The sequence below is a fragment of the Streptomyces sp. CoH27 genome (assembly GCF_020181035.1).
GTDB lineage: Bacteria > Actinomycetota > Actinomycetes > Streptomycetales > Streptomycetaceae > Streptomyces > Streptomyces camelliae.
Window position 1 is genome coordinate 156,775 of record NZ_JAIQYY010000006.1, and the last position, 12,284, is coordinate 169,058.

General features: G+C 71.3%; 10 protein-coding genes. 6 read left to right on the forward strand and 4 right to left on the reverse strand.

The window, feature by feature from the left end:
• Positions 1–4: 4 nt before the first annotated feature.
• Both LE548_RS11370 and LE548_RS11375 read right to left on the reverse strand, forming a co-directional pair.
• Positions 5–139 (reverse strand): SPW_0924 family protein, encoded by a 135-nt coding sequence (locus tag LE548_RS11370; protein WP_225096581.1) that lies wholly within the window; start codon positions 137–139, stop codon positions 5–7.
• A gap of 176 nt (positions 140–315) precedes the next feature.
• Positions 316–2,052 carry a lytic transglycosylase domain-containing protein gene (locus LE548_RS11375; protein ID WP_225096582.1) on the reverse strand — a complete coding sequence of 579 codons (1,737 nt, stop codon included), beginning with the start codon at positions 2,050–2,052 and terminating at the stop codon, positions 316–318.
• Between the two features lie 316 nt (positions 2,053–2,368).
• Between LE548_RS11375 and LE548_RS11380 the strand changes: the two genes are divergently transcribed.
• The gene (locus tag LE548_RS11380) at positions 2,369–3,247 is read left to right on the forward strand and encodes a DUF4184 family protein (protein ID WP_225096583.1); all 879 of its coding nucleotides are present in this window, start codon (positions 2,369–2,371) and stop codon (positions 3,245–3,247) included.
• On the opposite strand, the gene LE548_RS11385 is transcribed toward LE548_RS11380, so the two are convergent.
• Positions 3,147–3,578: a hypothetical protein gene (locus tag LE548_RS11385; protein ID WP_225096584.1), complete on the reverse strand. Its 432-nt coding sequence runs from the start codon at positions 3,576–3,578 to the stop codon at positions 3,147–3,149. The genes LE548_RS11380 and LE548_RS11385 overlap by 101 nt on opposite strands.
• A gap of 263 nt (positions 3,579–3,841) precedes the next feature.
• Positions 3,842–6,568 (reverse strand): DNA polymerase I, encoded by a 2,727-nt coding sequence (polA, locus tag LE548_RS11390; protein WP_225096585.1) that lies wholly within the window; start codon positions 6,566–6,568, stop codon positions 3,842–3,844.
• A 167-nt stretch (positions 6,569–6,735) separates the two neighbouring features.
• On the opposite strand from polA, the gene LE548_RS11395 reads away from it, so the two are divergent.
• The 5 genes from LE548_RS11395 to LE548_RS11415 all read left to right on the forward strand — a co-directional run bounded on the left by LE548_RS11395 (position 6,736) and on the right by LE548_RS11415 (position 12,246).
• Positions 6,736–9,048 (forward strand): FdhF/YdeP family oxidoreductase, encoded by a 2,313-nt coding sequence (locus tag LE548_RS11395; RefSeq protein WP_225096586.1) that lies wholly within the window; start codon positions 6,736–6,738, stop codon positions 9,046–9,048.
• A gap of 75 nt (positions 9,049–9,123) precedes the next feature.
• A complete protein-coding gene (locus tag LE548_RS11400) occupies positions 9,124–9,615 on the forward strand; it encodes a hotdog fold thioesterase (protein ID WP_225096587.1) in 492 nt (163 codons plus the stop codon).
• A gap of 53 nt (positions 9,616–9,668) precedes the next feature.
• Positions 9,669–10,061 (forward strand): hypothetical protein, encoded by a 393-nt coding sequence (locus LE548_RS11405; protein WP_225096588.1) that lies wholly within the window; start codon positions 9,669–9,671, stop codon positions 10,059–10,061.
• The gene (locus LE548_RS11410; RefSeq protein ID WP_225096589.1) at positions 10,058–10,720 is read left to right on the forward strand and encodes a Tat pathway signal sequence domain protein; all 663 of its coding nucleotides are present in this window, start codon (positions 10,058–10,060) and stop codon (positions 10,718–10,720) included. Before LE548_RS11405 ends, LE548_RS11410 begins: the two co-directional genes overlap by 4 nt.
• Positions 10,721–11,004: 284 nt before the next feature.
• Positions 11,005–12,246 (forward strand): branched-chain amino acid ABC transporter substrate-binding protein, encoded by a 1,242-nt coding sequence (locus tag LE548_RS11415; RefSeq protein ID WP_225096590.1) that lies wholly within the window; start codon positions 11,005–11,007, stop codon positions 12,244–12,246.
• Positions 12,247–12,284: the final 38 nt, after the last annotated feature.

Below are 12,284 nucleotides of genomic sequence, written 5' to 3' on the forward strand. Positions count from 1 at the left end.
GTGGCTACGGGTGCGCGGGCACCGTCGTCAACAGCGGCTTGGGGGACGTCCCGCCCGTCGGCGTGCCCATGGCGGTCATCGCCAGGACCAGGGCGAGGGCGAGGGCGAGACCGGTCGCGGCGGCGATCAGGGCGCGCATACGGACCTCCCGGCGGACGGACGGTTCCTGGCGGTCGTTGCCGTAAGAGAGTTCTGATGGAGCGTCAGGTTCGGCACCGTAGCAACGGGACGGTGAGATGAGAACAGCGGTGCACGCACGAACGAGGGCGCCCTCCCCGCCGGTGCGGGAAGGGCGCCCTGCTGGTCCGCGTGCGGTCAGGACGAGGGGGACGGGCTCGGGGACGGGCTCGGCGAGGTGTCGGCGGCGGCGACCTTCAGCTCGACGGTGAGCGTCGCGCCGCCGGTGGTGGTGATCCGGAGCAGGAAGGTGCCGGTGGTGTCGTCGGCGTACAGCTTCGGCAGCGTGAGCAGGCCCTTGTCGTCGGTGGTGAGGCCGGTGAGGGTGCGTACGGGCTTGCCGTCGGCGTCCTTGAAGTAGGGGCCCTTGTCGTTCTCCGTGGCGTCGGTGTCGGACTTGATCAGGGTGGCGGTGGCGGCGACCTTGTCCGCGACGGCGCCCTTGTACGTCGCCTTCACCTGGACCTGGTCGGCGAACTCGCCGCCGGAGGTGCAGGTCAGCGGGGTGTCGCTGGTGCGGGCCAGAGTGTCGGCGGCGCGTGCGGTGACGGTGGCCGGGTAGTCGACGCCCTTGACCAGGCGGCCCACGACGGCCGCGGTGACCTTAAAGGCGCCGGTCTTCTCGCCCGCCTGGAGCGCGGGGGCGAGGGCGACGCCCCGGGCGTCGGTGACGACCGTGGCCACGGTCTCGCCGCCGGTGAACGTGGCGTCGGTGTCGCCGCTGATCATGAACCGGATCCGCACCTTGGCCACGGACTTGCCGGCCTTGGTCTCGGCGCGGGTGGAGATCCGCTCGGTGAAGGCGTGGCCGGCCATCGTGGTGAGCTGGGCCGTGCCCGCGTCCTGCAGGTGGTCCACGGTGTCGGTGGGCGTCGGCGAGGGCGTCGGGGCGGGCGGCTTCGGCGGGGTCGGGGTGGGGCTCCCGCTCCCGCCGCCGGGCTTGCCGGGCTTCGGGTCCGGCTTCGGAGCGGGCGTGTTCTTCGGCGGGTCCGAAGGCGTCGGCGCCTGGGTGTGCTTGGTGCCGTCGTCGCTGCGGTGGCTGGGCACGCTGCCGGAGCCGTCGGGCACGGAGTGGGTGCCCTTGCGGTAGTACTCCAGCCAGCTCAGGACCGTGTTCAGGTAGTCCTGCGAGTTGTTGTAGCTGAGGATCGCGCTGTGCAGGTCGTCCTCGTGCGAGAGGTCCCAGCCGTTGCGGCACAGGTAGTGACCGGCGGCGAGGGCGGCGTCGTAGACGTTGTTGGGGTCCTTCTTGCCGTCACCGTTGCCGTCGCGGCCGGCCCAGGCCCAGGTCGACGGGATGAACTGCATCGGGCCGACGGCCCGGTCGTACTCGGCGCTGCCGTCGTACTCCCCGTGGTCGGTGTCCTTGATGAGGGCGAAGCCGTTGCCGTCGAGGACGGGGCCCAGGATGGGGGTCAGCGTGGTGCCGTCGGCGGTGACCCGGCCGCCGTCGGCCTGGCCGGACTCGACCTTGCCGATGGCCGCGAGCAGTTGCCAGGGCAGGTTGCAGCCGGGCTTGGAGGAGCGCAGTTCGGCCTCGGCCTTCTTGTAGGCGTCGAGGACCGTCGCCGGGATGCCGGCCTCGGTGTCGCCCTGGGCGGCCGGGGCACCGGCGGTCGGCGAGGAGCTGGGGCTCGGGCTGGGGTTGGGGCTGTTCAGCGGCGGCAGGTCCGTGTAGTACGGCGAGTTGCCGGTGGCGTTGCCGTCGGAGGCCGTGCCCGGTACGGGGGTGGAGGCGCCGGCCGTCGTCTGTCTGCCGTGGTCCTGGCCGGCCGCTCCCGGAGCCTGGGACGCGGACAGAGCCGCGACCGCTGCCGCGGCCACGGCGGTGGTCGCCGCCCCCTTGCGCAGCCGCTTGCCGAAATGCGCCGCCATAGAGTGAACCCCTCCTGTGGACGCCCCTGCGTCCGTGTCCGTCCGGCTGTCTCGCTCTGGTCTGACGGTTGACCCGGTGTTCCGGTTGCCCTCTGGTGCGCCGTTCCCTCTGTGCGAAGTGTGTTCGGCCGGGCACCGGCCGGCGCCGCAGGTGACCCTACGGCAACTCGCCTGACACAGGCACCCGTTCACGTCCGATTTTTACCAGTTGGCCAACTCTCGTTGTCGCCCGGGGGCCCTGGTGGGGTCCCGCATGCTGAACGGGCCTGTCCGCCGGGCCCCGTGGCCCGGCCGACGACCCTTCGAGGGAGCCCTGTTGCCGTTCACACTCAGCCATGCGGCGGCCGTCCTGCCCGCGGTCCGCCGGGACGGGACCGGCCGCGGCCCGCTGCTGCCGGCGGTGCTCGTCGCAGGCTCCTTCGCGCCCGACATGCCCTTCTATGCGGCGAGTGTCCTGCCCGGTGGGATGGAATTCGGCGCGGTCACGCACGCGTTCGCCGGAGTCGTCACGGTCGACGTGCTCATCGCCTGGATGCTGGTGGGGCTGTGGCTGCTGGTCCGGGAACCGCTGCTCGCACTGCTGCCCCGGCCCTGGCAGGGGCGGCCGGCGGAGTTGCTGCGCTGCGGTGCGGCACGCGCGCGCGTGCGGGCCGCCGCGGTGGGGTGGTGGTACGTCTGCGCGGTGCTGGGCGGGCTGACCCATGTGGTGTGGGACGCGTTCACGCACGACGGGCGGTGGGGGACGCGGCTGATTCCGGCCATCGAGCGGGACCGGCTGCTGGGCGTGCCGCTGTTCACGTGGCTGCAGTACGGCTCGTCCGTGGCGGGCGCGGCCGTGGTCGCGGTGTTCGTCGTGCGGGCGCTACGGCGGCTGCCGGGCGGGGAGCCGGTGGGGGTGCCGGTGCTGTCCGTGCGGGACCGGTGGTGGGCCGGTGCGGTCATCGGCGGTTGTGCGGTGGCCGGGGCGGTGCAGCGGGTGGCCGCGGAGGGGGCGGGCGGGGGCGGTCCGGTCCGGCTGTGGGAACTGGTGCCGGCCCTGTGCTTCGGGGCGGGCGCGGGGCTGGTCCCGGGGCTGCTGCTGTATGCCGCCGGGGTCAGGGTGTGGCGTCGGAGCCCGGTTCCGCCGGCTGGTCGTGGAGGTCCCGGTGAGTCGGTCGCCGCAGATGAGGGGCGGTCGGCCGCTCGCGCTCGCTGAGGGAGGCGACGAAGACCGTGAGGGTCTGGCGTGGGCCGGATCTCGGGATCAGGCTGAGCGCGAGGGCGAGGTAGCCGCGGGCGAGGTCGGCCCACTGGCGCCAGTCCGGGGCGTGCTCGGACCGGGCGGTCAGGCCCGCGAGGCCGCGGCGCAGGCCCGTGGCGGCCGTGCGGACGGTCTCGGCCAGGTCGGCGGGGATGCGGGCGGTGCTGGCGCGGGCCGCGAGGGCCGGAACCGGCGAGGCGGGCATGGTGGCCCGCGCCGAGGTGGTGTCCGCCCAGGCCCGGGTGTCTGCGTCGGGCGTCCGGCGGTGAAGCATGCGTATACCCATGCCCGCAGTGTTGCGGCTGCGGGGGGTGGGGGGCGTTTTGGCGGGGGCCACGTGAGTGACGGGCCCTGCGGGGTTCGGCCGGCTGCGTCGTGCTGGAGCCGGTGGGTCGTGCGGGTGGGGTGAGGGGACGTGGGGGGTGGGTCCGGCGCCGCCGGGATGCGCCGTTTCGGCTGAGCACCGTAGCGGCGGAACACCTTGTGCGTGCGTGGGTGAAACTGTGCGGGGGTGGAGGAGGCGACACCCCTCCGCCCCCGCGCCGCGGGCTAGTGCGCCGCCGACTCCCAGTCCTCGCCCGCGCCCACCGAGACGTCCAGGGGGGCCTTGAGGTGGACGGCGTTGGTCATTTCACGGCGGACGATCTCCTCCGTGGCCTGGCGCTCGCCGGGGGCGATCTCCAGGACGATTTCGTCGTGGACCTGCAGGAGCATGCGGGACTTCAGGCCGGCCGCGCGCAGCGCGCTGTCCACCTTGAGCATGGCGATCTTCACGATGTCCGCCGCCGTGCCCTGGATGGGCGCGTTGAGGGCCATGCGCTCGGCCGCCTCGCGGCGCTGGCGGTTGTCGCTGTTGAGGTCCGGGAGGTAGCGGCGGCGGCCGAAGAGGGTCGCGGTGTAGCCCGTCGCCCGTGCCTCGTCGACCGCGCGGCGCAGATAGTCCCGGACCCCGCCGAAGCGCTCGAAGTACGCGTCCATCAGGGCGCGCGCCTCTCCCGCGTCGATGTTCAGCTGCTGGGAGAGGCCGAAGGCGGACAGGCCGTAGGCCAGGCCGTACGACATGGCCTTGATCTTGCGGCGCATCTCGGCGTCCACGGCGGCCGGCTCGACACCGAACACCTGGGAGGCGGCCGTGGTGTGCAGGTCCTCGCCGGAGGTGAACGCCTCGATCAGGCCCTCGTCCTCGGAGAGGTGGGCCATCACGCGCAGCTCGATCTGGCTGTAGTCGGCGGTCATGAGCGACTCGAAGCCCTCGCCGACCACGAAGCCCCGGCGGATCGCCCGGCCCTCGTCGGTGCGCACCGGGATGTTCTGCAGGTTCGGGTCCGTGGAGGACAGGCGGCCGGTCGCGGCCACCGTCTGGTTGAAGGTGGTGTGGATACGGCCGTCGCCCGCGATCGTCTTGATCAGGCCCTCGACCGTGACGCGCAGCTTCGCCTGCTCGCGGTGGCGGAGCATGATGACCGGCAGTTCGTTGTCGGTCTGGGTGGCGAGCCAGGCCAGGGCGTCGGCGTCCGTGGTGTAGCCGGTCTTGGTCTTCTTGGTCCTGGGCAGGGCCAGCTCGCCGAAGAGGACCTCCTGGAGCTGCTTGGGCGAGCCCAGGTTGAACTCGTGGCCGGCGGCGGCGTGGGCCTCCTTCACGGCCTGCTGAACCGCGCCCGCGAAGGTCTGCTCCATCGTCTCCAGGTGCGCGCGGTCGGCGGCGATGCCGTGGCGCTCCATGCGGGCGAGCAGGGCGGAGGTGGGCAGCTCCATGTCGCGCAGCAGGTCGGCCGCGCCGACCTCCGCCAGGCGGGCCTCGAAGGCCTCGCCCAGGTCGAGGACCGCGCGGGCCTTGATCATCAGCGCTTCGGCCTCGGCGCCGTCGTCCGCGCCGAAGGCGAGCTGGCCGTCGGCCGCGGCGGCGGGGGCCAGCTCGCGGTGCAGGTACTCCAAGGACAGCGCGTCCAGGTCGAAGGAGCGGCGGCCCGGCTTGACCAGGTAGGCGGCGAGCGCGGTGTCCATCGTCACACCCTCGACGCTCCAGCCGTGCTCGGCGAAGACGCGCATGGCGCCCTTGGCGTTGTGGAACACCTTGGGGCGGTCGGCGCCGGCCAGCCAGGCCGCGAACGCGTTCTCGTCGGCCTCGTCCAGCTCGGCCGGGTCGAACCAGGCGGCCGCTCCCCCGGGCGCGGCGAGGGCGACCTCGGCGACCGAGCCGGTACCCAGCGCCCAGGTGTCGACCGTGGCGACGCCCAGGGGCCGGCCGGCGTGCTCGGTGAGCCAGGGGGCCAGCTCGCCGGTGCCCAGGACCGCCCCGTCGATCTCCACGCCCTCCGCCGCGACCGGGGTGGTCTCGGCCTCCTCGGAGCCGGGGTCGACGGCGTAGAGCCGCTCGCGCAGGGACGGGTTGCGGATCTCCAGGGTGTCCAGGACCATCGCGACGGCCTTGCGGTCGTACGGCGCGCGCTCCAGGTCGGCGACCGCCTTCGGCAGCTCGACCTCGCGCTCCAGCTCGGTCAGGACGCGGTTGAGCTTGACCGACTCCAGGTGGTCGCGGAGGTTCTGCCCGGCCTTGCCCTTGACCTCCTCGACGCGCTCGACCAGCTCGGCAAAGGAGCCGAACTGGTTGATCCACTTCGCGGCGGTCTTCTCTCCGACGCCGGGGATGCCGGGGAGGTTGTCGGACGGGTCGCCGCGCAGGGCCGCGAAGTCGGGGTACTGGGCGGGGGTCAAGCCGTACTTCTCGAAAACCTTCTCCGGGGTGAACCGGGTCAGCTCCGAGACGCCCTTCGTCGGGTACAGCACGGTGATGTTCTCGGTGACCAGCTGGAAGGAGTCGCGGTCGCCGGTGACGATCAGCACCTCGAAGCCCGCGGCCTCGGCCTGCGTGGCGAGGGTGGCGATGACGTCGTCCGCCTCGAAGCCCTCGACGGCGAAGCGCGGCGCGTGCATCGCGTCGAGCAGCTCCCCGATCAGCTCGACCTGGCCCTTGAACTCGTCCGGGGTCTTGGAGCGGTTCGCCTTGTACTCGGTGAAGCGCTCGGAGCGCCAGGTCTTGCGCGAGACGTCGAAGGCGACCGCGAAGTGCGTGGGCGCCTCGTCACGCAGGGTGTTGGCAAGCATCGACGCGAAGCCGTAGATCGCGTTCGTCGGCTGGCCGGTCGCGGTGGTGAAGTTCTCCGCGGGCAGCGCGAAGAACGCGCGGTAGGCCAGCGAGTGCCCGTCCATGAGCATCAGCCGGGGACGGGTGCCGCCGGGGGTCTTGTCGGTCTTCTTCGATGCTGTCTCTGCCACGCCCCCGATCCTGCCACGCCGCACTGACACTCCGGTCCGGGTCGGCCGAGGGTCCTCGATCCATTACGCACTGTGCGGGCGTCGGCCGTGGGGTGCTGTGTCACTGGCCCGTGGGAGGATCGTCGGCGTACTTCTCACACGCAGTCGCAGTCGAAGGGGAGCGTGCGATGGCGACGAAGCCGCCCAAGGGTGATCCGGTTCAGGACGCACCGCAGGTCGCGGAGCCGAAGCACGCGGCCGCGGGGCTGCCTGCCATCGGCCACACGCTGCGCATCGCCCAGCAGCAGATGGGCGTGCGGCGCACCACACTGACGCTGCTGCAGGTGAACCAGAAGAAGGGGTTCGACTGCCCGGGCTGCGCCTGGCCGGAGCCGGACCACCGGCACACGTTCGAGTTCTGCGAGAACGGCGCGAAGGCGGTGGCCGAGGAGGCCACCCTGCGCCGGGTCACGCCGGAGTTCTTCGCCGCGCACCCCGTCGCCGATCTGGCCGGCCGCAGCGGCTACTGGCTGGGACAGCAGGGGCGGCTCACGCACCCCATGTATCTCCCCGAGGGCGGCACGCACTACGAGCCGGTCACCTGGGAGCGCGCCTTCGACATCGTCGCCGAGGAGATCGCCGCCCTCGGCTCCCCCGACGAGGCCGTCTTCTACACCTCGGGCCGCACCAGCAACGAGGCCGCGTTCCTGTACCAGCTCTTCGCGCGCGAGCTGGGCACGAACAACCTGCCGGACTGCTCCAACATGTGCCACGAGTCGTCCGGCTCGGCGCTCAGCGAGACCATCGGCATCGGCAAGGGCAGCGTCCTGCTGGAGGACCTCCACCAGGCCGACCTGATCATCGTCGCGGGCCAGAACCCCGGCACGAACCATCCCCGGATGCTCTCCGCGCTGGAGAAGGCCAAGGCGAACGGCGCGAAGATCATCAGCGTCAATCCGCTGCCCGAGGCCGGCCTGGGGCGGTTCAAGAACCCGCAGACCCCGCAGGGCCTGCTGAAGGGCGCCGCCCTCACCGACCTGTTCCTGCAGATCCGCATCGGCGGCGACCAGGCGCTCTTCCGGCTCCTCAACAAGCTCATCCTGGAGACGGACGGCGCGGTCGACGAGGAGTTCGTCCGCGAGCACACGCACGGCTTCGAGGAGTTCGCCGAGGCCGCCCGCGCCGCCGACTGGGACGAGACCCTCAGGGCGACCGGCCTCACGCGCGCGGAGATCGAGCAGGCGCTCGGCATGGCGCTCGCCTCGCAGCGCACGATCGTCTGCTGGGCCATGGGGCTGACCCAGCACAAGCACGCGGTGCCGACCATCCGCGAGGTGGTCAACTTCCTGCTGCTGCGCGGCAACATCGGCCGTCCGGGCGCGGGCGTGTGCCCGGTGCGCGGCCACTCCAACGTGCAGGGCGACCGCACGATGGGCATCTTCGAGCGGCCGGCCCCGGCCTTCCTGGACGCGCTGGAGAAGGAGTTCGGCTTCGCGCCGCCGCGGGCGCACGGCTTCGACGTCGTACGGGCCATCCGCGCGCTGCGCGACGGAGAGGCCAAGGTGTTCTTCGCCATGGGCGGCAACTTCGTCTCCGCCTCCCCCGACACCGAGGTCACCGAGGCCGCGATGCGGCGCGCGCGGCTGACCGTGCACGTGTCGACCAAGCTCAACCGCTCGCATGTGGTCACCGGCGCGCGGGCGCTGATCCTGCCCACGCTGGGCCGCACCGAGCGGGATCTCCAGGCCGGGGGCGAGCAGTTCGTGACCGTCGAGGACTCGATGGGCATGGTGCACGCCTCGCGCGGGCGGCTCGCGCCCGCGAGCCCGCGGCTGCGCTCCGAGCCCGCGATCATCTGCGGCCTCGCGCGCCGGGTGCTGGGCCAGGACAGCGTCGTGCCGTGGGAGGAGTTCGAGAAGGACTACGCGACGATCCGTGACCGCATCGCGCGCGTGGTCCCCGGCTTCGCGGACTTCAACGCGCGCGTGGCCCGCCCCGGAGGGTTCGCACTGCCGCACGCCCCGCGCGACGAGCGCCGCTTCCCGACGGCCACGGGCAAGGCGAACTTCACGGCGGCGCCGGTGGAGTATCCCGAACTGCCCGAGGGCCGGCTGCTGCTGCAGACCCTGCGCTCGCACGACCAGTACAACACCACGATCTACGGCCTCGACGACCGCTACCGGGGCATCACGGGCGGCCGCCGGGTGGTGCTGGTGCATCCCGAGGACGCCCGGACGCTCGGGTTCGCGGAGGGGTCGTACGTCGACCTGGTCAGCGAGTGGAAGGACGGCGTGGAGCGGCGCGCGCCCGGCTTCCGTGTCGTGCACTATCCGACGACCCGGGGCTGTGCGGCGGCCTACTACCCCGAGACGAACGTCCTGGTCCCGCTGGACGCCACCGCCGACACCAGCAACACCCCGGCCAGCAAGTCCGTCGTCGTACGTCTCGAAAATCACACCGGGAGCACGGTGGGCCGTCTGGAACAATCGGCGACCGACTGAGCGTTTGCTCAGTGAGCAGACAGCGCGAGCAGACAGCTGTGAGCGGACAGCTGGACGACGAACGGAGCCGGGCCCATGGGTGAGCAGCAGCACGTGAAGTTCCCGCAGGAGGTCATCGACGAGTACGCGGCGCTCGGTGTCGATCTGCCCGCCCTGTTCTCGGCCGGCCACCTGGGCACGCGGATGGGCGTGCAGATCCTGGAGGCGTCGGCGGACAAGGTCGTCGGGACCATGCCGGTGGAGGGCAACACCCAGCCGTACGGGCTGCTGCACGGCGGCGCCTCCGCTGTGCTGGCGGAGACGCTGGGCTCGGTCGGCTCCATGCTGCACGGTGGCAGCTCGAAGATAGCGGTGGGCGTGGACCTGAACTGCACGCATCACCGCGGGGTCCGCTCGGGCCTGGTGACGGGTGTGGCCACGCCCGTGCACCGGGGCCGCTCGACGGCGACGTACGAGATCGTGATCAGCGACGAGGAGGGCCGCCGGGTGTGCAGCGCCCGGCTGACCTGCCTGCTGCGGGACGTGCGCACGGGCGACGAGGCGCACGCCCGGCCCGCCGCCGACTGATCCGCGCGCTCCGGGCCGTTGCTCCCCGCCGCCTTGCCCCTTAGCTTCGGACCATGGGACGGCGAGGGGAGCCCCGGCCGGGGGTGAGGTTCCTGTTGCTCGGGCTGGCACTGCCCGCGCTTGTGCTGACACCGTCCTGCGCCCGGCCCGTCAACACCGGGCACCCCTCCCCCGCCTCCTCCGCCTCCGCCGCCTCCGATCTGTGCACCCGTCTCGTCTCCCACTGGTCGCGCGAGGTGCTCGACGGCACCACCTACGGCGACTACCAGTCGATGGGCCTGTCCACCGGCCAGTTCGAGATCCTGCGCACCGTCGTGGACGCGGCACGCACCGTACAGCGGCACCAAGGCACGTCCGCCGCAGACGAGTTGATCGTCCGTCAGGCGCGCCAGGCCTGCGCCGAGCGCTACCGGCACGGGACCCCGAGCGGAGGCTCCTGGCAGTGAGCGGCATCGGCCCCCTGGAGCCCGGCGAGGGCACGCGCGCGTGGGACACCGGAGAGCAGCCTGAATCAACTCCGAATCATCTACGCCGAGTTCGCAGCGCGTTCGCCGTCCGGTACGCCCGCCACCGGCGCGCCACGCTCGCCCTCGCCGCCGCTGCCATACTCCTGGGCGGTGGCGGCTATCTCTACGCCACCCGGCCACAGCGACCGGCGCAGCCCCCGCCGTCGCCAACACCCTTCCCCGCACAGACGGTTGAGGTGATGTACGCGGGCAGGCGGCCCACTCCGGCCGGCGCTCCGCCCCGGAGCTTCAGCTTCGCCGTGCTACTGAGCGTGGAGTCCGGGCCGCCGGTCACCGTGACCCGGGTGACCCAGCCGTACGCGGGACTGTCGCTGGTGACAGACCCGCGGACTCCTTTCCGGACAGTGGAGGGATCCGTCCGCAAGATCACCATAACCATGCACGTGACGGAATGCGGAAAAGTGCCTAAGGACGCCGGACTCCCTTTCCTGGATGTAACTCTGCGTAATACGCGCGCAATGCAGATTCAAAGCTTCATCCTCGGTACGCGCTACGCGCAACACCTCTCCCAGGCCCTGAAAGAGGCCTGCGGCAACAAGATCACGTCATCACCAAAACCCGCGAGACACCTGAATTGATCATGGAGGATCCTGCGGGTTCTCATCATGCGGACAGGGCGAATCGGCCGTAATTCCGCCCTTTCCCCCAGGGCGTACCGCTCTGCATTACGTCGTGTCATAACAAGAGAGTCACAGCCTTGGTCAGACTCTCCTCCACCTTCCCTGCACACGCTTAGAGTCACGGCCAGTCACCGCGCCGACCGATTGCTCTGCGACCCGCCCTTTTGGGCTTGTCGCTTCGGACCGGCGCGCGGCTCGGCCGTTTCCAGGGGGAGACGGTCGTCCAGGGGAAAGGACTGATCGTGCGTCAACGTTCGCTCATCGCCATCACCGCCGCACTGGCAGCGGGAGCACTCACCCTCACCGCCTGCGGCTCGCGGGACAGCGGCGGCGACAAGGGTTCCGACTCCGGAAAGGGCGGCGGCACCACCGTCACCATCGGCATCGACGCCCCGCTGACCGGCGACCTGTCCGCGCTCGGCCTGGGCATCAAGAACTCTGTGGACCTCGCGGTCAACACGGCCAACAAGCAGGGCCTGGTCAAGGGCGTCACCTTCAAGATGGTGGCCAAGGACGACCAGGCGCAGCCCTCCTCCGGCCAGCAGAACGCCTCCGCGTTCGTGTCCGACTCCTCCGTCCTCGGTGTCGTCGGCCCGCTGAACTCCTCGGTCGCGCAGTCGATGCAGAAGGTCTTCGACGACGCCAAACTGGTGGAGGTCTCGCCCGCCAACACCAACCCCGCGCTGACGCAGGGCACCGACTGGCAGAAGACCAAGTCGCGCCCGTACAAGTCGTACTTCCGCACCGCGACCACGGACGCCATCCAGGGCCCGTTCGCCGCGCAGTACGTCTTCAACAAGGCCAAGAAGACCAAGGTCTTCGTCATCGACGACAAGAAGACCTACGGCGCCGGTCTCGCCGCGACCTTCACCAGCGAGTTCACGAAACTCGGCGGCAAGGTGGTCGGTACCGAGCACATCAACCCCGACACCAAGGACTTCTCCGCGGTCGCCACCAAGGTGAAGAACTCCGGTGCCGAGGTGGTCTACTACGGCGGCGAGTACCCGCAGGCCGGCCCGCTCAGCAAGCAGATCAAGGCCGCCGGTGCCAACATCCCGCTGATCGGCGGCGACGGCGTCTACGACCCGACCTACATCAAGCTGGCCGGCTCCTCCGCCACCGGCGACCTCGCCACCTCGGTCGGCGCGCCGGTCGAGACGCTGGCCTCCGCCAAGGACTTCGTCGCCAACTACAAGGCGGGGGGCTACAAGGACGACTACGCGGCGTACGGCGGTTACTCCTACGACTCGGCCTGGGCGATCATCGAGGCCGTGAAGAAGGTCGTCGACGACAACGGCGGCAAGCTGCCGTCCGACGCCCGCGCGAAGGTGACGGCCGCGGTGCAGAACGTGTCCTTCGACGGTGTGACCGGCAAGGTCTCCTTCGACGAATTCGGTGACGCGACCAACAAGCAGCTCACCGTCTACTCCGTGACGGGCGGAGCCTGGAAGGCCGTGGAGTCCGGTACCTACGCCGGCGGCTGACCCCACTCCCGCACCAGCCGAGCCGCGGGGGGGGGGGG

Bases quoted from the DNA above. Each gene is read 5' to 3' on its own strand.
- LE548_RS11370 (WP_225096581.1), bottom strand. From the start codon at position 139: ATGCGCGCCCTGATCGCCGCCGCGACCGGTCTCGCCCTCGCCCTCGCC.
- LE548_RS11405 (WP_225096588.1), top strand. From the start codon at position 9,669: ATGGGACGGCGAGGGGAGCCCCGGCCGGGGGTGAGGTTCCTGTTGCTC.
- LE548_RS11385 (WP_225096584.1), bottom strand. From the start codon at position 3,578: ATGGGTATACGCATGCTTCACCGCCGGACGCCCGACGCAGACACCCGG.
- LE548_RS11395 (WP_225096586.1), top strand. From the start codon at position 6,736: ATGGCGACGAAGCCGCCCAAGGGTGATCCGGTTCAGGACGCACCGCAG.
- LE548_RS11400 (WP_225096587.1), top strand. From the start codon at position 9,124: ATGGGTGAGCAGCAGCACGTGAAGTTCCCGCAGGAGGTCATCGACGAG.
- LE548_RS11375 (WP_225096582.1), bottom strand. From the start codon at position 2,052: ATGGCGGCGCATTTCGGCAAGCGGCTGCGCAAGGGGGCGGCGACCACC.